General features: G+C 53.1%; 21 protein-coding genes. 6 read left to right on the top strand and 15 right to left on the bottom strand.

From position 1 onward, the window contains the following. Window positions 1–176: 176 nt before the first annotated feature. The gene (locus tag ACKI61_RS09735) at window positions 177–1118 is read right to left on the bottom strand and encodes an aldolase catalytic domain-containing protein (RefSeq protein WP_073058176.1); all 942 of its coding nucleotides are present in this window, start codon (window positions 1116–1118) and stop codon (window positions 177–179) included. Between the two features lie 413 nt (window positions 1119–1531). Here ACKI61_RS09735 and ACKI61_RS09730 point away from each other — a divergent pair, with 413 nt between their 5' ends. Continuing rightward, entirely contained in the window at window positions 1532–3667 is a 2136-nt protein-coding gene (locus tag ACKI61_RS09730) for a glycoside hydrolase family 9 protein (protein WP_407457537.1), read from the top strand. 97 nt (window positions 3668–3764) lie between these two features. On the opposite strand, the gene ACKI61_RS09725 is transcribed toward ACKI61_RS09730, so the two are convergent. After that, the gene (locus tag ACKI61_RS09725) at window positions 3765–4775 is read right to left on the bottom strand and encodes an aldose 1-epimerase (RefSeq protein WP_407457536.1); all 1011 of its coding nucleotides are present in this window, start codon (window positions 4773–4775) and stop codon (window positions 3765–3767) included. A 135-nt stretch (window positions 4776–4910) separates the two neighbouring features. Here ACKI61_RS09725 and mnmE point away from each other — a divergent pair, with 135 nt between their 5' ends. From mnmE to ACKI61_RS09710, 3 genes are read left to right on the top strand one after another with little or no spacing between them, the layout of a single operon-like run. Further along, window positions 4911–6266, top strand: coding sequence for a tRNA uridine-5-carboxymethylaminomethyl(34) synthesis GTPase MnmE (mnmE, locus tag ACKI61_RS09720; RefSeq protein ID WP_407457535.1), 1356 nt, complete (start codon window positions 4911–4913; stop codon window positions 6264–6266). Beyond that, window positions 6256–7128 carry a GRP family sugar transporter gene (locus ACKI61_RS09715; RefSeq protein WP_407457534.1) on the top strand — a complete coding sequence of 291 codons (873 nt, stop codon included), beginning with the start codon at window positions 6256–6258 and terminating at the stop codon, window positions 7126–7128. Before mnmE ends, ACKI61_RS09715 begins: the two co-directional genes overlap by 11 nt. A 15-nt stretch (window positions 7129–7143) precedes the next feature. Next, on the top strand, window positions 7144–7878 hold the full coding sequence (locus tag ACKI61_RS09710) for a hypothetical protein (RefSeq protein ID WP_407457533.1): 735 nt from the start codon (window positions 7144–7146) through the stop codon (window positions 7876–7878). Here the strand turns inward: ACKI61_RS09710 and nth are convergent, their stop codons facing one another. Genes nth through ACKI61_RS09685 form a run of 5 tightly spaced genes read right to left on the bottom strand, consistent with a single transcriptional unit; the run spans window position 7879 to window position 12785 of the window. After that, window positions 7879–8493 (bottom strand): endonuclease III, encoded by a 615-nt coding sequence (gene nth / locus ACKI61_RS09705; protein WP_407457532.1) that lies wholly within the window; start codon window positions 8491–8493, stop codon window positions 7879–7881. Window positions 8494–8533: 40 nt separating this feature from the next. Beyond that, window positions 8534–9322, bottom strand: a complete 789-nt coding sequence (cysE, locus tag ACKI61_RS09700) for a serine O-acetyltransferase (protein ID WP_407457531.1) — start codon at window positions 9320–9322, stop codon at window positions 8534–8536. After that, a complete protein-coding gene (locus ACKI61_RS09695) occupies window positions 9319–9822 on the bottom strand; it encodes a hypothetical protein (RefSeq protein ID WP_407457530.1) in 504 nt (167 codons plus the stop codon). The genes cysE and ACKI61_RS09695 overlap by 4 nt, the downstream gene beginning before the upstream one ends. After that, window positions 9823–10368, bottom strand: a complete 546-nt coding sequence (hpt, locus tag ACKI61_RS09690; protein WP_407457529.1) for a hypoxanthine phosphoribosyltransferase — start codon at window positions 10366–10368, stop codon at window positions 9823–9825. 2 nt (window positions 10369–10370) lie between these two features. Continuing rightward, window positions 10371–12785, bottom strand: a complete 2415-nt coding sequence (locus tag ACKI61_RS09685; protein ID WP_407457528.1) for a DUF3536 domain-containing protein — start codon at window positions 12783–12785, stop codon at window positions 10371–10373. 83 nt (window positions 12786–12868) lie between these two features. Here ACKI61_RS09685 and ACKI61_RS09680 point away from each other — a divergent pair, with 83 nt between their 5' ends. Continuing rightward, a complete protein-coding gene (locus tag ACKI61_RS09680) occupies window positions 12869–14029 on the top strand; it encodes a class I SAM-dependent RNA methyltransferase (protein ID WP_407457527.1) in 1161 nt (386 codons plus the stop codon). Window positions 14030–14170: 141 nt separating this feature from the next. On the opposite strand, the gene ACKI61_RS09675 is transcribed toward ACKI61_RS09680, so the two are convergent. The 6 genes from ACKI61_RS09675 to ACKI61_RS09650 form a co-directional block, all read right to left on the bottom strand. Further along, the gene (locus ACKI61_RS09675) at window positions 14171–14926 is read right to left on the bottom strand and encodes a ribonuclease HII (RefSeq protein ID WP_407457526.1); all 756 of its coding nucleotides are present in this window, start codon (window positions 14924–14926) and stop codon (window positions 14171–14173) included. A gap of 3 nt (window positions 14927–14929) precedes the next feature. Next, window positions 14930–15520 (bottom strand): phosphoribosylglycinamide formyltransferase, encoded by a 591-nt coding sequence (gene purN, locus ACKI61_RS09670; protein ID WP_407457525.1) that lies wholly within the window; start codon window positions 15518–15520, stop codon window positions 14930–14932. Between the two features lie 221 nt (window positions 15521–15741). Beyond that, window positions 15742–17643, bottom strand: coding sequence for a SulP family inorganic anion transporter (locus ACKI61_RS09665; RefSeq protein ID WP_407457524.1), 1902 nt, complete (start codon window positions 17641–17643; stop codon window positions 15742–15744). A 94-nt stretch (window positions 17644–17737) separates the two neighbouring features. Continuing rightward, complete coding sequence (locus ACKI61_RS09660) at window positions 17738–18073, bottom strand: hypothetical protein (RefSeq protein ID WP_407457523.1); 336 nt, start codon at window positions 18071–18073, stop codon at window positions 17738–17740. A gap of 16 nt (window positions 18074–18089) precedes the next feature. Further along, window positions 18090–18674, bottom strand: a complete 585-nt coding sequence (locus ACKI61_RS09655) for a hypothetical protein (RefSeq protein WP_407457522.1) — start codon at window positions 18672–18674, stop codon at window positions 18090–18092. Window positions 18675–18685: 11 nt separating this feature from the next. Beyond that, window positions 18686–19216 (bottom strand): sulfurtransferase TusA family protein, encoded by a 531-nt coding sequence (locus ACKI61_RS09650; protein ID WP_407457521.1) that lies wholly within the window; start codon window positions 19214–19216, stop codon window positions 18686–18688. 130 nt (window positions 19217–19346) lie between these two features. On the opposite strand from ACKI61_RS09650, the gene ACKI61_RS09645 reads away from it, so the two are divergent. Then, window positions 19347–20924, top strand: a complete 1578-nt coding sequence (locus ACKI61_RS09645; protein ID WP_407457520.1) for a glycosyltransferase — start codon at window positions 19347–19349, stop codon at window positions 20922–20924. On the opposite strand, the gene ACKI61_RS09640 is transcribed toward ACKI61_RS09645, so the two are convergent. Together ACKI61_RS09640 and ACKI61_RS09635 are read right to left on the bottom strand one after the other, a co-directional pair. Next, window positions 20908–21168: a prepilin-type N-terminal cleavage/methylation domain-containing protein gene (locus ACKI61_RS09640; protein WP_407457519.1), complete on the bottom strand. Its 261-nt coding sequence runs from the start codon at window positions 21166–21168 to the stop codon at window positions 20908–20910. The genes ACKI61_RS09645 and ACKI61_RS09640 overlap by 17 nt on opposite strands. Next, a complete protein-coding gene (locus ACKI61_RS09635; RefSeq protein WP_407457518.1) occupies window positions 21150–21401 on the bottom strand; it encodes a hypothetical protein in 252 nt (83 codons plus the stop codon). The genes ACKI61_RS09640 and ACKI61_RS09635 overlap by 19 nt, the downstream gene beginning before the upstream one ends. Between the last annotated feature and the right edge of the window lie 87 nt (window positions 21402–21488).

Here is a 21488-nt window from a genome sequence, read left to right as displayed (position 1 = left end):
TCGGGCAAGCCTAGCAAAGTAGCCTTGATTGCAGTGGCGAACAAGCTGCTTCGACAACTTTATGCAGTCCTTACGAAAAAAGAGGCCTATGTACCAAATTTTTGTACAAAAGCCTCTTGACATTTAATACAGTATGTCATAGGAACAAGCTAGCTTGTTCCTGCGACGCTCGCCTCCTAGTCATTCATCATATGATTATAGAACTTGGTGTAGTTGTCGCGGTCTTCGGTCTTGCGGACGGCGATGGCGTCTTGCGGGTGGCGGTTCAGCATGCCCGTAATCATCTGCGGGATGATGTAACCCCATTCGTACTTTTCCTTGAGCGGCAAGAACAGTTCCTGGTAGGCGTCGAGCACCGGACGCAAGTCGTACTTCGGGTTCTTCAAGAAGCCGAGCAAGAGCTCAGTGGTGCAGTTACCAGCGCCACGGCCCATACCGGACACGGAACCATCGAGGTAATCCACGTGGTCGATGATCGCCTGAATCGTGTTGGAGAAGGCCAACTGCTGGTTGTTGTGGCCATGGAAGCCGAACTTCTTGCCCTTCACGATACCGCGGTAGCGGGTAATTTCCTTATCGATGTCTTCCTGGTAGAAGGCGCCGAAGCTGTCCACGAGGTAAAGCACGTCGGCCTTGCATTCTTCGTTGACCTGGTGCAGGGCTTCGTCGAGTTCCGGACCACGGTCACGGCTCACAGCCATGATGTTGAGGGTGGTTTCGTAACCCATATCGTGGAAGGCATTCACCATTTCGATACCCTTGTCGATGTTCTTCACGTAGCTTGCCACGCGGAACATCTGGTACGGGCTTTCGCTAGCGGGCTTCACGGCATCCATGTTCACGCGGCCCACGTCAGCCATCACGGCCATCTTGATCTTGGAATCGATACCGTCTTTCACCTTCCAGAGCAGGTCGTCGTCGCAGAACTTCCACGGGCCGTATTCCTTGGGGTCAAAAAGTTCCGGAGAGTTCTTGTAACCCATTTCCATATAGTCCACACCGGCGGCAGACAGGAGGGTGTAAAGGCGACGCACAAATTCGAGGGAGAAGTCGTGCTTGTTCACCAGGCCGCCATCGCGGATGGTGCAGTCCAAAACTTTGATAGATTCGTAGTACATTGTTTTACCTTTTCGGAATGTTTTATTTTCGCAGTCAAAGATAGGTTCTGTAAACGCGCCGGTCAAGAGCGTCAGAACAAAACACCCAAAAAAAGAGTATTTTTAACGCAAATTTTGCGTCATTTTAATCAAAAGCCTGCCAATTTCACAAATTTCAACGATTCAAAACCTTTAGAAAATCTTTTAGCTATCCTTTAAAACTAGTAATTTCCACTTCAAGGGGCCCGACCCCCAAAAAAGGGCCGACGTCCAGACAAACCAGCCATCCCTATTTTACGCATATTTTGCGTTGATAATCTTTTTTTTTGACAAGCCTTCGTCCGCAAAGCGACACATATTGGTTTACTCCGCTTTTGCATGACTTGGCTCACACTGCATTTGAAAACAAACACTCAAAAGAATATATTATAGCCATGAAAAATGCATTCCTGATTCTTCCACCCTTGGCCCTAGCTGCAAGTTCGTTTGCGGCAAACACTTTTTTCTACAACGAAGCAGGCTACGACTCCGACAAGCCCATTTCGATTGTGGTGCAGAGCACCGACAACCTTGAAGGTACCAATTGGACGCTCTGGTTTGACCCCGACGGTGGATCAACAGGAGCTTCGGTTGCCTCGGGCGTGTTCGGCGCAGGAGAAGACCCCGACAAATGGGCCAAAAGTGGCAAGTACTACACCATCACGCTAGACAAAAAGCCCACCCAGTCGGGCAACTTCCATGTCGAAGTTGCCACAGGAAGCCCTTCTGCATCGGGAAAATTCTACATCGGAGATCAGGCTCTTGCCAAGAAGACCCTTGCGATGGTCATGGACTACTTCTACAACGACCGTGCCAACAACTCGACCATCATGGGTTGGGACCAGAAGGTCTCCGTATACGGAAGTTCCGGAGTGACCCGCGATGTCCGCGGTGGCTGGTACGATGCAAGCGGCGACGTGAGCAAGTATCTGAGTCACCTTTCTTACGCGAACTACTTGAACCCGCAGCAGATTCCGCTGACGGTCTGGTCGCTCGCCTTTGCAGCAGAACGCATCCCGACACTGCTCGCCTCGACAAGCACCAAGGCCACGACCACAGACGAAGCCGCCTACGGTGCGGACTTCCTGGTGCGCATGCTCGACGAGCAGGGGTTCTTCTACATGACGGTGTTTGACAACTGGGGCCAAGGTAGCCGCTACTTGTGCGCCTTTAGTGGTTCCGATGGAGAAAAGAGCGCCAAATACCAGACGGCATTCCGCGAAGGCGGCGGCATGGCCATTGCCGGCCTTGCCCGCGTCTCGAAACTCGGCGCGAAGGGTGACTACACTAGCGAACAGTACCTCGCCGCAGCAGAAAAGGCATACGCCCACCTCTCCGAAAAGCAAGGTATCGGCAAGTCTTGCGCCTACTGCGACGACGGCAAAGAAAACATTATCGACGATTACACGGCGCTTTTAGCCGCAACAGAGCTTTATGTCGCAACCGAGAAGGTAGACTACCTGAAGGATGCACGCGCGCGTGCGAAGAATCTTATTAACCGCTTGAGCAATGATGGATATTTCTGGAGCGATGACGCTAAGACTCGCCCGTTCTGGCATGCGAGCGATGCGGGCCTCCCGCTGGTGGCCCTGGTGCGCTATGCCGAAGTCGAAAGCAAGATTACAGTGACATCGCCAAGTGAACTTATTGATTGGTACTGCGTAGACATGATCGGGGCATCGTGCTACAACACCAATGCAATGGAAGCCCTGGATGCTATTCAGACTCATCTGAGCTGGCTTGTCGGTATTACGAACAAGGTCGCAAATCCGTTCGGATATGCCCGCCAGACATACAAGACGCAAGGCTCTATCAAGGATGGTTTCTTTATCCCGCACGACAACGAGAGTGGCTACTGGTGGCAGGGCGAAGACGCTCGACTTGCAAGCCTTGCCGCTGCTGCAGTGTATGCCGACCGCGCCTTGAACGAGACAGTCGCTGATAGCGTGCAGAAATTCGCAACCGACCAGTTCGACTGGATTCTGGGCAAGAACCCCTACGGCGTGAGCATGATGTACGGCATCGGCAAAAAGAATCCTGCGGTATACAACGGCCAGTCAGATTTCGATGCTACGCTCAAGGGCGGTATCGCAAACGGCATCACCGGCAAGAACGAAGATGGTTCTGGAATCGCCTGGACTGATGACGGAGTCTCTGCGGTGGGATTTGATTCGATGAAGGAATCGTGGCAGGTGTGGCGCTGGGACGAACAGTGGCTGCCGCATACCACGTGGTTCATGAACGCGCTTGTCGCCCGCTACGACGAAAAGCCGGTGAATGTTGTTCCGGCAAGCGTCCAGCCCGCGAAGGTTACCGCAGGCAAGAAGTTCTCCGCCGAAATGTACGGAAAGACGCTGCAAGTGAACGCCTCGGGTAACGCCAAGGTCCGCATCCTGCAACTGGACGGAAAAAAAATTGCGTCGGGATTCCTGAACGCAGGCCACGTCTCGTTTGACCTTAGCACCGCAAAGAGTGCGGTCTACATGGTGAAGGTCGAAGGCCAGGGATCAAAGAAAATCGTCATCAAGTAAGGTTTCGACGGCGCAGAATTTCCACACAAAGGTTTGCGCCAAAAGCCTTTCAAATAAAAAAACAGGGTTTGTCCAAAGCCCTGTTTTTTTATGCAACTTAGCGAACTAGGAAATCGCAGCCAAAGGTAAACGTGCGTTCCTCTCCGGGGGGGATCACAATCAATCCGCGATGATGATTCAACGCATCGGGTTCGGAAGACATCGGCTCGATGGCGATACTCATGCGGTCGGGCGGCGTATAAATTTGAATGGCGTTATACTGTTCAAGGCCAGCCTTCTGCCAGATGTCCAGCGCATAGCGTTCGCCTTCGAGCAGCACGTGGGCGTTGTTGATGATATCGCCGTCACCCGATTGCAACTGCGTCATTTCCTTTTCAAGGCAGAAACAGTCATTGATAAACTCATCATAAATTTGACGACCGCTCACGAAGCGAGTTTCTTCCTTGAAGTTGCCCGTCGGCAAGTCGGCGCTGTCCAAGACGGCAAGGGAACATTTCGGAAGCTTGAGCACCAGGTTGTCGATCTTTTCGCCCAGCATAAAGTAAGGGTGCCAACCTTCGGAATACGGCAAGTCCGATGTCCCGATATTTTTTACGCTTGCCGTAACGGTAACGCTTTCTCCGGTAAACGTAATGACATTGGTTACTCGGAACGGGAACGGGAATCCAGCAAAGGCACCCGGCCAATCGCAGCTGAACACCGCAGTGCAGCTTTCACCGTCGCTTTCGAAGCTTTCAAATTTCCATTCCTTGTCCTGCAGGAACCCGTGCAAGGCATGCGGAGCCCAGCTCACATTGTTCACCAACTTGTATGTTTCTCCGAGCCAATTAAATTGCGCATAGGCGGTGCGCCCCGGAAACGGAGTCAACCTGCAACCGGCATTCGTGTCAGGAGAAATCTTGCGAAGGGTCGGCTCGTCCCTATAGCCATAGAGCAAATCGAGCATGATCGTGCCGTGGGAATCAGAAGAACCATCAACAGGGACCCGCCAGGCGTTGAGACCGCCACCAAATCCGCTCAGGACTTCAAATTCGGCGCCATCATCGCGTTGCAATACATAACAGGGAATTGTGCCCAGGGGGCGATACAAAAGTTTGAATTGGCTCATAGGCTACCGAATATATATAAAAAAATTCCGAAACGGGCCTTTGCAACAATCAAGTAAGAAAATATTAGAAAACAAAGTACCATTCCATGTATCCACTAAAAAGTCCGTAGCTTCTATTTTGCTATCTTTTTCACCATGGATTCCCAGACCATTGTTGCGCCGATGACGCCCATGGGCGTAAGTGCCGTTGCAGCGCTACGCGTTAGCGGAGCAAGCGTCCGTCGTGTTGTCGCAGCGATGTTTGGCAAAAAGGCGGTTGAAAAGCTGAAGGCGAGAGAGGCTTGCCTTGGAACAGCTCGCCACCCGGAAACGGGCAAGGTCATCGACAGCCTCCTCTACATTTATTTTGAAGCCCCGAACTCCTACACCGGCGAAGACACGCTGGAGCTCTACCCGCACGGAAACCCGCTAATCGTGCGCGACCTGCTGCAAGCAATCCGCAGCATCGAAGGGGTGCGCCTCGCCGAACCGGGCGAATTCACACGTCGCGCCTTCCTGAACGGCAAGATGGATTTGACCCAGGCGGAATCAGTCGCCGACGTGATCCACAGCGCCAACCGCGCCGAACTCGAGAACGCTCACCGGCTGCTTTCGGGAACGCTTTCCAAAAAGATTGCAACCCTTGCAGAACAGGTCAAGGACATCTCGGCGCGGCTCGAACTCGACGTTGACTTCGCCGAAGAAGAAGCCGACCCCGACTACAGCGGATGGCAGCAAAAGTTCGAAGGCATCAGGCAATCCATCGAGACTCTTTTAAACAGCTTCCGCAGCAAGGCAAGCCTTAGCCGTATTCCGCTCGCCGTCTTGTACGGAGCGCCCAATGCAGGCAAGTCGAGCCTGGTGAATGCGCTCCTCGGCGAAGATCGCTTGCTCGTAAGCAGCATTCCCGGCACCACCCGCGATTTTGTAGAAGTGCGGCTGTTCCTAGATGGCGGCGAGATCCGCCTGGTCGATACGGCAGGAATCGCCGAGCAGGCCGCAGACGAACTCGACGCGCTCAGCATGAAAAAGAGCAAGGAAATTCTTGAAGAAGCAGATTTGAAGATTCTGGTCGTGGACGGAAGCAGCACAACATCTCTAGAAGAATGCGCCGATGCGACTAAAGCAGACATCATAGTCTACACCAAGAGCGACTTGCAAAGCGCCGAGCAAACAAAGGAGCAAGCGAAGCGCGTCGAAGGCTCTCTTTGTATTTCCTCCAAGTCCGGCGAAGGACTTGCCGAACTGAAGCGAGCCATGAATGCATCCCTCTTCAAGGCCACTGAGAAACAAGAAGATATCTGGATTACCAGCGAACGCGAAAAGGCATGTCTCGAAGACGCAATCGCCGGCATAGACCGCGCACTCGACCTGTTCAAGACAAACCCTGCCGTGGAACTGCTCGCGTTCGAAATGCAGCTAGTGCGCAGAGCTCTTCAAAGCATAACGGGCGAAATTTCGTCCGAAGACGTCTTACAATCTATCTTTGCGGGGTTCTGCATTGGAAAGTAGTTACATAGGTGCATTGCTCGCCATTTTCATGTTCGGCTCCTACATGGTGCCCCTCAAGAAATGGCCTAATTATTCCAGCTGGGCTTATCTTTCGATGATGACCTTGGGTGCGCTCCTGAGCGCGCTTGTCGTTGCGTTCAACACCGGAACATTCAATGTTCACCCTATCGGGCTTCTGTGCGGACTCCTGTGGGTTGCAGGCGGAGCCTTCTGTTTCTGGGCTGTACAGGCCGAAGCAGACCTTGCAGGGGCCGGAGTGCGTTCTATGGGAGTGAGCATCCTCGCGTCGTTCCTGTCGGGCGTGCTCCTGTTCGGCGAAGAATCCAAATTCGTACTTTCCATTCCAGCCATCGCCTGCTTTCTGATCGGGCTTTCCAGGCTTTCCCCATCCCATGGCGGTTCCGTTTTCAAGAACTGGCGATCCCTTTTGGGAGGGTTCGCCTTTGGCACCTACCTGATTCCCTACAAGCTGTCTGTCCAGTCGGGACTTTCTATGACCGACGTAGAATTTCTCTGCCCCTTCACCATCGGTCTCTTTGTAGGAAGCCAAATTCTCATCGCCATTCTAGAAATCAAGCGGAAAAAGATGTTTGAATACCTTCGCGTTCCAAGCATCGTTACCATCTTGATGGGAATCCTGTGGATGGTGGGCATGCACGGTTGTTTCTGGGCCATCGATGTGAACGGAGCACTCGGCTACGCCATCGGTTACCCGCTCACGCAGCTAAACCTTCTGGTGAACCTTGGCTGGGGCGTTCTCGTTTTCGGCGAATACAAGACCGCCCGTGAACGAATCAAGCTGCTTCTTGCGACATTCATCATCCTTGCAGGTGCCGTCCTATTGACATTATCGAAAGGCTAGTCTACCTTTTACTGCATGAAGGATGAAAAAGAACCAAGGATTCTCGAAGAACAGCAAACAACGCAAGTTCATCGAGCTACAAAGGCTACCGACGTAGTTCCGCTAAACATCGTCACCGTAAAGCGCTACGAATCGAAGTTTCGCTTAACAGACGCGGGAACGTGGCCTATCTTCATCCAGTTCCTGTTTTACCCCAAGCCCCTAGGGCGTTCACAGTTTTTCTTCATTCGCGTTTTGCTGCTGATCGCGATGATTTTCTTTACCATCCAACTCATGGCAAATGGCTACGACGCATGGATTGCGCAGTATTTGCACTGCCTGAATTTACCTGTACACGAATCTGGACACATCGTCTTTTCCATTTTCGGAAACAGGGTCATCCATTCGCTAGGCGGTTCCCTCTTTCAAATCATCATGCCAATTGTCTTTTGTATATCCTTGTGGATTTGGCAACGAGACATACTGGGGGCATCCGTCGCTCTCTGGTGGGCATTCGAAAACTTCATCGATGTCGGCGTCTACATAGAAGACGCCCTGCACATGAAGCTTATGCTGATTAGTGGCGGAACCGGAGCAGAAGCTCCTTACGGTTTTCACGACTGGAACTTTATCTTGTCGGAAATGGGACTGCTGCTCAAGTACGACACCATTGCAAGTGCGGTCTATACCGCAGGCTATATCGGAATGTGGCTCTGCGTACTATGGGGAGCCTGGAGCCTATTCTACTACTGGTTCTACCAGCGGGACTGATTATAGCTTGCCGCAAATGGGGCAATTTTCGGGCTTGTGTCCCAGCGCCTTGCAGTAGGTGCGACCGAAGAGGATAATCTGCAGGTGGCGTTTTTCCCATTCGCTTTCGGGGAAAATTTTCTTGAGATCTTTTTCTGTTTGTTCGACGGAGCTGCCGTCGGAAAGTCCCCAGCGCTTGGCAAGGCGGTGAATATGCGTGTCCACCGGGAAGGCGGGAACCTTGAACGCGTGAATCATCATGACACTTGCCGTCTTGTGGCCAACACCAGGGAGTGCTTCGAGTTCTTCAAAAGTTTGCGGAACTTCGCCACCGTATTTTTCGACAAGGATTTTCGACAGGTTGAAAATGTTCTTGCCCTTCGTTGCAGAAAGTCCACAGGGCTTGATGATTTCGGTAATACTTTCGACGCCGAGCTTTACCATCGCCTTGGGCGTTTTGGCCTTTTTGTAGAGTTCCTTGGTGACCAGGTTGACGCGGGCATCGGTACACTGAGCACTCAGCACCACAGCGACTAAAAGCGTATAGGGATCGCTGTAGTCCAATGGAATCGGCGGATCGGGAAACAGCCCATCGAGCGTTTCGCTGATGAATTTTATTTTATCCGCTTTTTTCACCTAGAAAATCTCTCGTCTGTAGGCGTTTGCGCCGTTCTTGCTACTTGCAGTCCTGCGTAAAGTCCTGCTGCATGTTGAAGCTCGGCATATCGTCGTGCGGCTTACCCACCTGAACCGCAGGCACACCTGCGTAAGTCGTATGAGCCGGAACGTCCGAAACCACCACAGCGCCAGCACCGATCTTTGCACCATCGCCGATGTGGATGTTGCCGAGCAGCTGCGCATGGGCGCCAAGCATCACGCCGTTTCCGATTTTTGGATGGCGGTCGCCGACTTCGTTACCGGTACCGCCAAGAGTCACACCATGCAAGAAGCTTACATTGTTGCCTACGACGGCCGTTTCACCGATGACAATATTTGTGGCGTGGTCAATCAAGAGACCATGGCCAATTTTTGCTGCCGGGTGGATATCCATGCCGAACTTGCGGCTGATAATGCTCTGGAGCATCTTGGCCGGGAACGAGCGACCTTCTAGCCACAGGGCATGAGCGGCACGATATGCCTGTAGTCCCTGGAAGCCCTTGAAGAAAAGCAGCGGCTCCAAAAAACTCGTGCAAGCCGGATCGCGAAGGACCGTGGCGTACAAGTCCTTGCTGGCGCAGGTTACCAGTTCCGGATACTTGAGATAAAGTATTCCGAAGACCTTTTCGAGTTCAGTGCGGTCAATCACCTCGCCCGCAAGCTGACAGGAAAGCGTGACCGAAAGCATCGCGGCAAAATTCTTGCTATTCAGAACTTGCTCCGTGATCATCAATACCGAAAGCGGTTCGTCGTGAACCAGCTTTTCGGCTTCGCAGCGAATTTTCTGTTCAATCTCTTCGACGGTCATTTCTTAGCCTTGTCCTTCGGGTCTTCTTCGTCATCCAAAGTGGGAATCACCTTGTTTTCGCGGCACAGGTTCTCTTCGCGAATCTTGAAGGTAAAGTCCACCAGGTTGTTTTCGAACATTTTCTGGTAGGGTTTCTTCTTCTGCACGCTTTCAAGGGCGCAGGTGCAATAGTTGACCCGCTGAATCAGCGTTTTCTCGTTGCCGGGCATTCCCTTCGCAAAAACGCACTCATGCATAATGGCGTATTCCATGGCACGGTCGTAGCGATACTTGCACTTGTTCGGCATGTCGGGCTGGGCGGCAACGCGTTCGATCAGGCCTTCGCTTGGCACGCTGTTGCATACGCTGCACACGACAAAACCTGCCGTAAAGAATACCAGGCAGACTACCAGATTAATCAGGAATCGCTTCCCGCGACCAATCTTGTTGTAGCTGCGTTCCACCGCCTCAAAAGTCTGGGTGGCATGGAGTCGGACGTCATCAAAATCATTATTCGCCATCTAGTCGGTCTCCTGTAGCGTCCATATTTCGGGTAGGGTGCGGTAGTCATCGGCAAAGTCGAGTCCATAACCGACCACAAATTCATTTGCAATTTCAAATCCCACGAAGTCGGCCTTGAAATCAACCGTCCTGCGTTCCTGCTTGTTTAGAAGCACACAGGAGCGGACCTCCTTTGCGCCCCTTTCGCGAAGCATATTCAAAAGTCCAAGCAGAGTACTCCCTGTATCGGCGATGTCATCGACCAGCAGGACCTTCTTTCCGGAAATATCGACTTTTTCAAGCCCCGTCACCGTGAGGTTGCCACTCGATTCCGTAGACACGCCGTAACTGGAAGCCTTGATAAAGGCAATCTTTCTTTGCAGGGCCTTTACCCCTTGAGCCTTCGCCAGTTCGCGACTCAAATCGGCGGTAAACATGTACGCCCCGGTAAGGGCCGAAAGCAAGATGTCGTAATCGTAGACGGCTACGATTTCGCGAGCGAGGGTAGCCACCCGTTCGCAAATTTTATCGGCGCCAATCAGCGGTTTTTCAGACATTCTGTACATGTCTACACCTCAAAGTTCAGCCAGCGGAACATGGGCTTGAGCGCAGAAATCTTGCTGGTCGGATACTTCACATATTCCTGATAGGCCGGGAACACCTTGTTTTCAAGGCTCGTCTTGTCGATACCGAGTCTGAGCCAGTCGGCAACCGTGATAAGCCCCGTAATATGATGGACGGCATCCTTGTCAAAACTTTCAAACACAGAATCAATCAGCGCCGTGAGCTTGGCATAGAACATGCGGCCCGTGCCACCGAAGGAGTAGTGGGTGCGCAGGGCGTTTGCTTCGTCAATCAGGTCCTTGATTTCGTCAAAGATGTTCTGGTCGTCGTTTTCCATGTATTCCAGCGCCAAGTGGTGAATCCTGGAATTGATTTCAAGCGAAAGAATCTTGCGCATGGTATCGGGCAGCGTATGGTCGGGGTCGGCCAAGCTGTCGATTGAAAGACCGTGCGAAAGGGCAAAGCTGGAGAAAGACTGTGTCAGATCGTTCAGGTACTTCTTGGTCGAAATCTGGTTGATGCGCTTGAGCGAGTCACTCATCAAGTTGCGCATGCGCACCACGTAGGCTGTCGGGTAAATTGACTGCAGCTCCTGCGTACTCATGTTCGGATTCTCGACGAACTTGAGTCCGTTCTTCTCGTTTTCTCCATCGGCGACGACCAGGTTGATGCGGCCGAGCATATCGGTGACGGCAAGGACGGTCGAGATGCGGCGTTCGTTGATGAACTTGTCGAAATATTCCGTACGCACAAGAGTCTGGCGCCTGCGAGATGCAATCTTGGTGGCGACAATTTTCTTATTCTTTTCGTTGTCGTCTTCCAGGTTCAAGTGGAATATGGCAGCCTGTTCCGCCATTTCCTTCACGACCACGGGGACTCTCTCTTCGGCATAGTTCGTAAACACCTCGGCGCCGTTCCACTTGTGTTCGTTACTCGTGGCACGGGCAAGGATGCTAATGACTTCGTTTTTGATATGGTGGCCGAAGGGCAGGAACGGTTCCAGAAGTTCCATCGCGCGGAGCGCGTAACGCATGTTCTGCACCGGTTCAAGGCCTTCGATGTCGTTGAAGAACCAGCCGCAGCTCGTGAAGCTGAACAGGCAGAACTTCTGCACCTCCAAAAGGCGGATCGCCTTGGCGCACATGTCGGCATCAGAAGGATTCTTCACCGTCCTTTCGAGGAACGACTTTATGCGGGATTCGTCTTCGGGGGCGACCAAGGCCTGCACATAGTCGTTACGGGCATCCCAGGGGTTTATGTCGGAAATTTTTTCAAATTCGCGGACAAACACGTCGTCGGCGAGCTTCTTCAGATGATTGAAGGCATCGCGCAGCGGACCGCGCCATTTCTGGTTCCAACCCGGGCCGCCGCCTGTAGAGCAGCCGCAATCCCTGTACCAGCGGCCAACACCATGGGCGCAGCTCCAGGCGCAACCTTCGCTGTAGAAGTTCTTGAGCATCACTTCGTGCTCGGGCGGGAACTCTTCCAAGAACCAGCCGTAGTTCACCGGCACCATGTTGTGTTCCGGTGCGTAGTGATTGTAGAGCCAAGCGGCGCACATGTCACCGAACGGTTCGTGGTGACCATAAGATTCACCATCGGTACCGATGCTCACCAGCTGCGGATCCTTGCGATTTTCATCCCAGGCGTCCTTGATGCGGTTGCCGAAGGTGTCTGCGTTTCTCAGCAGGTGTTCAAAACCCACGGCCGAAGAAAGCCACGGATTGTAGAAGAACACGTCCAGGTAACCGTCGCAAACCAGCACGCCGTCCTTGTCGCGCGGGTAGATGCGGTAGGGGCGCGTCGTGTCGATATCGGTATTGCTGCAGCCGGTCCATTCCGAGCTACCCAGCTTGCGGAACTTGTCCGCCTGAGTCGGAGAAAGAATCGTGTACTTGATGCCCGCCTTGATGAGCTCCACCACCGTTTCGAAATTGATGGCGGTCTCGGCGAGCCACATGGCTTCGGGCATGCGGCCAAAGTGGAACTTGAAATCCTCGATGCCCCAACGGATCTGCGTTTTCTTGTCTTCGGCGCTTGCAAGCGGCATGATGATATGGTTGTACACCTGGGCAATCGCGTTGCCGTGACCGTTCAGGCGCTCCATGCTCCGCTTATCGGCTTCCTGAATGCGCTTGTATGTTTCGGGAGCATTCACGCGGATCCAACCCATCAGAGTCGGGCCCATGTTGAAGCTCATAAAATCGTAGTTGTTGACAATATCGACAATGCGGCCCTGCGGGCTCAAAATGCGGCTTGCAGAGTTCGGGCTATAACATTCGCTGGCGATGCGATCGTTCCAGTCGTGGAAGGGGCGCGCGCTGGGCTGGTTTTCGATGACTCCTGTCCAGGGATTTTCGCGCGGCGGCTGGTAAAAGTGACCGTGAATCGTAAAATAGAGAGGATGCTTCTTTTCCATAATAGTAAAGATAGAAAAAAGGATAGTGCCGCGGCGTTCGTATTTTTCTACATTTGCGTAAAACAGAACCCGTTAGATTCATCATGCTCTTCGAACAAGCCATTGCACACCAGATTCCAGGCTACACCCGTGAAGCCGACTCCCTCCGTGGCGAATCACTCGCCATGCTCGACTACAAAGATGAGCTCCGCATCAAGGACTTAGCCATCCAGGAATTCTGGGACGTGAACCGCCTTGCGGGCACTCCTCAGAAGGTCATCGCAAGCCCGCTTCCGCGCTTTTACCGCACAACGAGCAAGCGCCGCGTCTATATGCAGCCGGGCAACTTGCAGTTCGACCGCGAGGATTCCATCCTCGAGCCCGAAGAACACAACAAGATCTACACCTTCCTTTTCGAAAAGCTGATTCAGCCCGCCTACAAGCCGCTCGCCTATGCGCTCAACTGGATTATCATCCGCGGCACCTACCAGTACCGCGTGGTAATTTTCAACATCAAGAAAATCGATGCAAGCATCGTGCGTAAGCTCAAGCTGATTTCGGACGCCCTGAAGGAAACGCCTTTCAAGGTGACTGCGGCACACGCCTATGTGGACACGACCGAATCGGATTACTACCTGGAATCGAAGCGGCCCACCGACGGTCTCGACTTCAAGCAGCTCTATGGTCCACGCGAACTGAGCCTTTCCTTGGGCAAGTTCAGCCTGCGCTACCCCGTTACAGGGTTCAGCCAGATTAACGAAAGCCAGATACACAACCTGATCAAAGCGGCAAGCCGTCTGCTATCACTTACCAAGGAAGACCATTTCCTGGATTTGTACTGCGGTTACGGGCTCTTCAGCTTTGCGCTCGGCGAAGCCGCCAAGTCGGTACTCGGCGTAGAATGGGAAGGCCCGTCGATCGACTGTGCAAAGGCTTCGGCAAAGCACCTTAAAAAGTCCTACCGTTTCATTGCCGGCAAGATTGACGAAATGTTCGTGCAGACTAGACTCCCGCGGCCGATCCCGAACGAGCCGGAAAAAATTCTCTTGGACCCGCCGCGCAAGGGCTGCGAACCAGGCGTCATCCACACGCTTGCGATGCGCAAGCCGATTCGCGTATGCCACGTGTTCTGCGGCACCGACGAAATACCTGCATCCATCAAGGAATGGGAACGCTACGGATACCGCGTGCGCGAGGTGCAGCCGCTTGACTTGTTCCCCGGCACCCCGCACCTCGAAACCATCGTGATGTTCGAAAGAAGATAACACTTAAGAACATGCCGAACGAAGGCAACAGGCCTGTAGCCTGTTGTCGAAGTGAAGGTTAAACAACGACTGTCTAATCCTTTTGGAGTTCTCTATTGTCGTTGTTTACCTATGAAAACAGTTCCCCTACGGGAGCCTTTTTTAAAGATCCAGCTCCGTCTGCAAACTCTTAGGGTGGAAACTTTTCCGGTGTTCCGGCGTATAGCCCAGACGCCGAATTGCATCCAAATGTTTCTTGGTACCGTAACCGGCATGCTTGTCGAATCCGTAGCCGGGGAATTTCTTTTCGAGATCATCCATATAACGGTCACGGAAAACTTTTGCCAAAATCGATGCCGCCGAAATGCTTGCGATGCGTCCGTCGCCCTTGACTACCGGAATCTGCATTTCCTCGGGAATCCCGTGGATTTTTAGATTGCCGTCGACAGCAATTAAAGTGGTTAGTGGTTGGTGGCTAGTGGTTAGGGACGCAAAGGAGCCTTTCTGGAAGATTGGGATTTCAGGGGCGGATTCATGCAAGCCGGGCATGCCGAGGGTCTGTAGCGCACGGCGCATCGCCAAAAAATCCGCTTCGAGGATGTTCATGCGGTCGATTTCTTCGACCGAAGCACTTGCAATGGCAAAGCACTCGCAAGCATCCTGCACTTCCTGGTACATCGCTTCGCGCTTTGCGCGGGTCAGCTTCTTGGAGTCGTTCAGGGCTGCCATGACATCGGGGGCCTTGAGCACGGCGGCGCAGGCCACCACGGGGCCCGCCAGGGGGCCGCGGCCCACTTCGTCGATACCTACGACAACCGCATTGGCACCGATTTCCGACGCAGCAAAGCCGCGCATAGCAACTTCGCCTTCAATCGGCGACTCGAGACCTTCTAAAAATGCAGGAAGCTTAAATTTCATTGTCTACACGCCTATCTGCTTCGCATAATCGCGAATGGTGCGCCAATAAAGATCGTGTTCCTGCACCAGCACGCGTGCGGCAAGTTCCTCAGGCGTATCGCCTTCGAGCACCGGGACCTTCGTCTGCGCCAAGATACGGCCCTGGTCGATTTCTTCGCTCACCAGGTGCACTGTCGGCCCCGATTCCTTTTCATGGGCGGCAACCACGGCCTCGTGCACGTGGATTCCCCAGAACCCCTTGCCACCATACTTTGGCAAAAGCGACGGATGGATGTTCAGAATTCGATTCGGAAGCCGCTTGATCATGCTTACCGGCAAGGCCTTCATGTAGCCCGCCAAAATCAACAGGTCGATGTCGTAACGATCGATGACTTCCAGAAGGGCCGCTTCGTAGGCGGCTACATCGGGGTGAGTCTTTCCTGAAATATGGTAAACGGGAATCCCGTAGGACTCCGCATGGGAAACCGCCCCGCAACTCCCGTTATTGGTAATCAGGAACTTGCACTGGGCTTCCAAATCGCCTTCCCCAATGCGGTCTATAATCGCCTTAAAGTTGCTTCCTCCGCCGGAAGCCATCACGCCAATTTTAAACATGGCGCAAAGATAGAAAAATTGTCTAGCAGAAATGGTAAAGAACCCAACTTACCCCGCCAAAAGCTACCAGGTAGTTGAATACGAAATTCCAAAAGAGATCGCCATTTTCAACAGACTTAGCAGTGTGATTTTTTATCATGGCAGGCAATTTAGAATTCTGTCAAGGGTGTTTAAAGAGATGTACATCACACTGCGACGGGCGTCACAAAGCGTCAAAAAACTTACTTTTCTTCGATTTTCACGACGGGTTCGTCCATCATCTTTTCGGCGATGACTTCCGGAGTCTCTTCGGCAATAGCAGCATTCGATTCTTCGGGCATCCACGGCTTGTCAAGACTCTTTTCCCAAGAAACCGTCGGAGCCTGCTGCGCTTCGTGCGAGGTATCCACTATCGGAAGCCCCAGGAGTTCACGGGCACGGTTGAGGGCGGCATCGATGTTACCGAGAGCATTTTCTTCGCCAAGCTGGCTCAAGACACCTGCACGGGTGAGCGCCACCACGGGCTGAGCATGCACGCCCGAAAGCAGCAGTTGCGTGCCTTCGCGTTTGCAACGGTTGAGCAGGTCCTCGATCATCTGGATACCGGCGGCATCGATGCTAGAGACGCTGCGCATACGCAGAATAAGGATCTTCGGCTTGTCCGAGATGCGGGCCATCGTATCCTTGAACTTGTCGACGGCACCAAAGAACAGGGAACCGGCAAGTTCGTAGACAGCGACTCCCTTCGGCACCTGGCGAGAAAGTTCATTGTGGGCAGCCTCTTCATCATCTTCTTTAAGAGCTTCGGTCACCGTTTCCACTTCGGCCACATCACTCATGCGCTTAATGAAGAGCACCGCAGCCAAAAGCACACCGACTTCGATGGCCACCGTAAGGTCTATCAGCACCGTCAGGAAGAAAGCCACGAGCATCACAATGACGTCGCTCTTCGGAGCCTTGAACATCTTGATGAAGCTGCGGTAGCCGCACATATTGAAAGCCACCTGGAAAAGTACCGCGGCAAGCGCTGCCATCGGAATCATTTCAGCGTACTTGCCGAGCACAAGCATAATAAGGAGAAGCACGACCGCATGCACAAGGCCAGATACCGGGCTCACGGCACCGTTACGGATGTTTGTTGCCGTACGCGCAATTGCACCTGTTGCCGGAATACCGCCAAACATCGGGGAAAGGATGTTAGCGACCCCCTGGCCAAAAAGTTCGGTGTTGGAGCGGTGCTTGGTAGATGTCATACCATCGGCCACCACGGCAGATAAAAGGGATTCGATGGCACCGAGAATAGCAATCGTCAAAGCGGGCTGGAACACCTTCTGCATCATCTCTAGGCTGATGTTGGGCAGGTGCGGCACCGGGAATCCGCTCGGGATATGGTTTTTCATGCCGATTGTCACCACGCCGTGCCCCGTAATGGGGTCGTCCCAGCCCAGCACCTTCACCATGACCGTCGCAACGATAATGGCAATCAGGGAGCCGGGAACCTTGGTGGTGATTTTCGGCCACAAAATACAAACGGCCAAGGCAACAAGACCCACAATCACGGCATAAATGTTGATGGTATCGAGCGAAGATGCATAAAGCTTAATTTTACCCACGGCATCGGCCGGGTCCTTCGCCAAAAAACGCAGGCCAAAGAAGTTCGGCACCTGGCCAAGGGCGATGATGATGGCGATACCGGCAGTAAAGCCCACCGTTACCGGGAAAGGGATGAACTTGATGATGGCACCAAACTTGGCGAGGCCAAAGATAATCAGCAAAATACCCGCCAACAGGGTCGCCGAAGCGAGACCGTCGTAACCGTACTGCGATACAATCCCGTAGACAATCACGATGAAGGCACCCGTGGGACCTCCAATCTGGAAGCGGGAACCGCCCAGAAACGAAATGGCAAAACCCGCGATGATGGCCGTATAAAGGCCTTGTTCCGGACCCACGCCCGAGGCGATAGCGAAAGCAATGGCAAGCGGAAGAGCCAGAATGCCCACGATGAGGCCCGACATCAGGTCACTCACTAAATTTTTCTTGGTATAACCCCTGCGAACCGTGCGGAAAAGCTCTGGGGTAATCGTCGTCTTGACGCCAGCAAGGAAACTTTGGAAGGATTCTTTGGCGTGAATATTAGGCATTGGCACTCCGTTCTTGAAGAACGGCGCCAAATTTAGAAAAATTTACACTCTTTGTGTAGGGGGAAAATGAAATAGTTTTAGCCCCAGAAATTCCTTACAGGAGACCCTTCTTGGCAAAGCGCATCAGGTTTTTTACCTGCTTGTTGCTCATCTTGGGAACTTCGGCATCCTTCTGGGCACGCGACTTGGGAGCGCAATCTTCGCAGAGGTGCTTGGTCACCGTGCCAAAGCTTGCCGCCCCATTGGAAACAGTCGTTTCCTTGAAACGGAAAGAACGGAGCAGCGCTTCTTTCTTGCACTTGTCGCAAATGCCCATCTTGGGGGCGGCGGGTTCGCGGCTACGGTCCTTCTTGGGGGCGTCGCTGGTTTCTTCCCAGGCCTTGCTCTGGGCAGCTATCTTGCGTGCAAAGTGGTCATCTGTCAAGCTCATAATTTTCCTTCCTTTTTTATTTTAACTCTTTCTTTATAAAGTCGTACAGGAACAGCGCCATGAACGTGTTGCAAATCGAAGTAGGAGACCCGTCCTCGGTATAAAGGCTGCGGCCGAACTTGCCACGTTCCAGCTGTTTTTCCTTGAAATCCGCCACATAGGCGGCAAAATCCATAATCTTGATGCGCCTTTCGTCCTTTCCGGCAAGGCCCCGGATGCATTCGTTCAGAGCCGTGAGCTGCGAAGGGGCTATCGGGAACATGTCTTCGGGAATGGTCATGAAATGGAGCGGAGCAAGCGTCTTGGACAGGATTTCACCGGCCAGCGATTCATAAAGGGAAAACACACCGCTATAGTCGGTGCCGCCACGCTTGAGTTCCTTGAGACCAAGTCCCACGATAATCCGCCCCGCCTTCTTGCCAATGATATCGGCAGAGGCTCGGTCATAAAGCTGCTTCAAGCTCTGGGGGGCAGGCGCATTAATTGAAAACTGGATGGGCCGATTGGCCTCGCGACAAAGGATAATCTCAGCAAAGCGGTTGGCAGCCTCGCCCTGTTCTCCCAAAAGTTCGTCGCCTATGATCAGTATCCTATTTTCCATTAATATATAATCTACACTCTTGCAGGCTGTTTGACCACCGAAATCACCCAAAAATTTTCTTTTTTTTGCCTTTTTTTGACAACATGGCCATCGGCGACCAGGGCGCCCGGAACATTTTCGATGGGAGATCCCTCGTCCAGGTAGATGTCCAGCGACGCCCCTTCTGGCAGTCCCGACATCACAAGCCTGCTACGGGCAGCATTGGCAGGGCACCGGACCCCACGCAAGTCCAAGACAGAAGGGAAATCCCCTTTCAGAACGGACGGCAGTGGCGAAATCTTCGTTTTTTCGCAAAAATCGGCAATTTCGGGAGCGAACCTCGCAGGCGAGTCCAACCATTTTCCAAGCGGATAGTCGGGCAAGTCAGAGGCAATCACGCGGGAAAGAGCCTCTTCCGGAGCTACCGGAAGGGCGTTATCCAACCTGAACCACTCCGCACAGGCATACGAAACGAGCCTTTTCAGAGCCTCTGTAAAGTCCGGTTTATCTTTCTGGGCATCAATCCACTTTTCCAAGGGACTTTTTTCAATATCTTGAGCCATAATCCCATTTTATTTGATAAATTTTTGTGAAATAGCGTTCATAATGTAGCAAACTTTGTGTAGGGTTTCTATATTTGGCGCCAAGTTCCGAAAAGGGGCAAAAAGTTTTACATATAGGTTATACGGTTTTATGGCAATCAGTACAATCCTACTCGACATCATGTTCGTCGTCTACGTCATCGCAGGCATCGGACTGGTCATTTACGGTTTTAGCTGTTACTATAGCATCTACTTATTCTTGAAGAATAGCCGCACCACGCGTCTTTCTGATCGCAAAAAAATCCTGCAGTTCTACCGCGAACATTCGATGGACGAACTGCCGCAGGTCACCACTCAGCTCCCCGTCTTTAACGAAGCAAACTGCGTCGAGCGCCTGCTCGAAGCCGTGTGCGCCATCGACTACCCCAAGGACAAGCACGAGATCCAGGTGCTGGACGACTCCACCGACGAATGCTACGAAGTCGCCAAGAAGAAAGTTGCAGAACTTGCCGCCAAGGGTTACGACATCAAGCTGATCCACCGCACGAACCGCTCCGAATTCAAGGCCGGCGCCCTTAAAGAAGCCATGGAAGTGGCCAAGGGCGAATTCCTCGCGATTTTCGACGCCGACTTCGTCCCCGAAAAGGACTTCCTCCTGAAGACCATTCCCTACCTGGTGATGGACGAACAGATCGGCCTGGTCCAGGGTCGCTGGGGCCACTTGAACCGCACCGAATCCGGTCTAACCCTTGCACAGTCTATCGGTATCGACGGCCACTTCGTGGTGGAACAGTCGGCACGCAGCTGGGGCAAGCTCTTCATGAACTTCAACGGTACCGCCGGCGTGTGGCGCAAGCAGGCCATCTACGGCGGTGGCGGCTGGGAAGGCGACACCCTGACCGAAGACATGGACCTTTCTTACCGCAGCCAGCTCGCCGGTTGGAAGATGAAGTTCGTGTTCGACGTGATCGTTCCGGCCGAACTCCCCAACGACATCAACGCCTTCAAGGCGCAGCAGTTCCGCTGGGCAAAGGGTTCTATCCAGACGGCCATCAAGATTTTGCCGCGCGTGCTCAAGGCCAAGGTTCCTCTCCGCGTAAAGATCGGCGCCATCCTCCACACGACGCACTACTCGATTCACCCCTGCATGCTCTTTACCGCCCTCTGTGCTTGGCCGTTGCTCGCCTTCTTTGAACCGGTCGCGCACCTGCCGACCTGGGCCTACACCGTCGGTTTCAGCTTTATCTTCCTCGCCGCAATCGCACCTTCTGTTCTTTACTTTGTGGCACAGCGCTGCTCCGGCTACACCGGTTGGAAAATCCGCCTGCTCAGCCTCCCGATCCTCATGGCTCTCGGTGTCGGCATTGCAGTGAGCAACTCCCGCGCCGTGTTCTCTGCCGTGATCGGAGCCAAGGGCAGCTTTGTCCGCACCCCGAAGAGCGGCGGTTCCAAGAAGAAGGCCAAGAGCCACTACGCCCAGAAATTCCCGTGGCAGGCAGTTGTTGAACTCGGTGTCGGCGTCTACTGCATCTTCGGTCTTTTGGAATACATCGGTGCGCAGAAGTTCATTATCGGACCGTTCCTCGCCCTCTATTCCGTCGGTTTCCTCTCGGTGAGCGTGCTTAGCTTTATGCACTACATCGGCAATCTCATCGAAATGCACAAGGCCCGCGCTGCCGAAAAGGCCGCCGCCAAGGCAGACAAAAAGACAGCTAACGTCTTGGACTAGTTCCTGAAAAATAGGGATTTAACCGCCGCAGTTCCTCAAGGATTGCGGCGGTTTCTTTTTGGTACTGCCCATAAAGATGCAGGTAGAGCCAATGGTATCCTGCATACACCTGTAACGCCGCAAGCGACACCACCGATGCGGCTACAACGGCCACCAGAAGTTCTATCAACGTAAAACCGCAATAAAGCGGATTTTTTGCGGGGTACAGCGGAATTATTGACTGTTTTAGCGGACTTTTTTGCACCGGACAAGCCTCCGCAGTCTGACTTCATGAACGGCCGAAGAAGTGCTCCACACCCAGGCAAGAGGACTTACGCCGGGGACACTTCGAACCACCACCTGCACCCCACCAATCTCAAGCGACGCATCGGCACAGGATGGCGGACTTTGTACCAATAACTCAATGGCAGACGCCGCCTGCACAAGCGCCTTCGCCTGTTCGCGTTCTAGCGAAGCGACTCGGTTAAAGGAGTCCACGAAGTGCCCCAAAACAAGCACCCCAGAAGACAGCAGCGCAAGCGCCACGAAAACTTCCATCAGGGTGAACCCACTGCGCCCATCGGC

Source organism: Fibrobacter sp. (assembly GCF_045601785.1).
Lineage (GTDB): Bacteria > Fibrobacterota > Fibrobacteria > Fibrobacterales > Fibrobacteraceae > Fibrobacter.
This window is presented reverse-complemented; position numbering and strand designations above follow the sequence as displayed.

What these genes read in the sequence shown, in the direction of transcription:
- ACKI61_RS09735 (WP_073058176.1), bottom strand. Translation starts at nt 1,118, where the DNA reads ATGTACTACGAATCTATCAAAGTTTTGGACTGCACCATCCGCGATGGC.
- ACKI61_RS09730 (WP_407457537.1), top strand. Translation starts at nt 1,532, where the DNA reads ATGAAAAATGCATTCCTGATTCTTCCACCCTTGGCCCTAGCTGCAAGT.
- ACKI61_RS09725 (WP_407457536.1), bottom strand. Translation starts at nt 4,775, where the DNA reads ATGAGCCAATTCAAACTTTTGTATCGCCCCCTGGGCACAATTCCCTGT.
- mnmE (WP_407457535.1), top strand. Translation starts at nt 4,911, where the DNA reads ATGGATTCCCAGACCATTGTTGCGCCGATGACGCCCATGGGCGTAAGT.
- ACKI61_RS09710 (WP_407457533.1), top strand. Translation starts at nt 7,144, where the DNA reads ATGAAGGATGAAAAAGAACCAAGGATTCTCGAAGAACAGCAAACAACG.
- cysE (WP_407457531.1), bottom strand. Translation starts at nt 9,322, where the DNA reads ATGACCGTCGAAGAGATTGAACAGAAAATTCGCTGCGAAGCCGAAAAG.
- ACKI61_RS09695 (WP_407457530.1), bottom strand. Translation starts at nt 9,822, where the DNA reads ATGGCGAATAATGATTTTGATGACGTCCGACTCCATGCCACCCAGACT.
- hpt (WP_407457529.1), bottom strand. Translation starts at nt 10,368, where the DNA reads ATGTACAGAATGTCTGAAAAACCGCTGATTGGCGCCGATAAAATTTGC.
- ACKI61_RS09685 (WP_407457528.1), bottom strand. Translation starts at nt 12,785, where the DNA reads ATGGAAAAGAAGCATCCTCTCTATTTTACGATTCACGGTCACTTTTAC.
- ACKI61_RS09680 (WP_407457527.1), top strand. Translation starts at nt 12,869, where the DNA reads ATGCTCTTCGAACAAGCCATTGCACACCAGATTCCAGGCTACACCCGT.
- ACKI61_RS09675 (WP_407457526.1), bottom strand. Translation starts at nt 14,926, where the DNA reads ATGAAATTTAAGCTTCCTGCATTTTTAGAAGGTCTCGAGTCGCCGATT.
- purN (WP_407457525.1), bottom strand. Translation starts at nt 15,520, where the DNA reads ATGTTTAAAATTGGCGTGATGGCTTCCGGCGGAGGAAGCAACTTTAAG.
- ACKI61_RS09665 (WP_407457524.1), bottom strand. Translation starts at nt 17,643, where the DNA reads ATGCCTAATATTCACGCCAAAGAATCCTTCCAAAGTTTCCTTGCTGGC.
- ACKI61_RS09660 (WP_407457523.1), bottom strand. Translation starts at nt 18,073, where the DNA reads ATGAGCTTGACAGATGACCACTTTGCACGCAAGATAGCTGCCCAGAGC.
- ACKI61_RS09655 (WP_407457522.1), bottom strand. Translation starts at nt 18,674, where the DNA reads ATGGAAAATAGGATACTGATCATAGGCGACGAACTTTTGGGAGAACAG.
- ACKI61_RS09650 (WP_407457521.1), bottom strand. Translation starts at nt 19,216, where the DNA reads ATGGCTCAAGATATTGAAAAAAGTCCCTTGGAAAAGTGGATTGATGCC.
- ACKI61_RS09645 (WP_407457520.1), top strand. Translation starts at nt 19,347, where the DNA reads ATGGCAATCAGTACAATCCTACTCGACATCATGTTCGTCGTCTACGTC.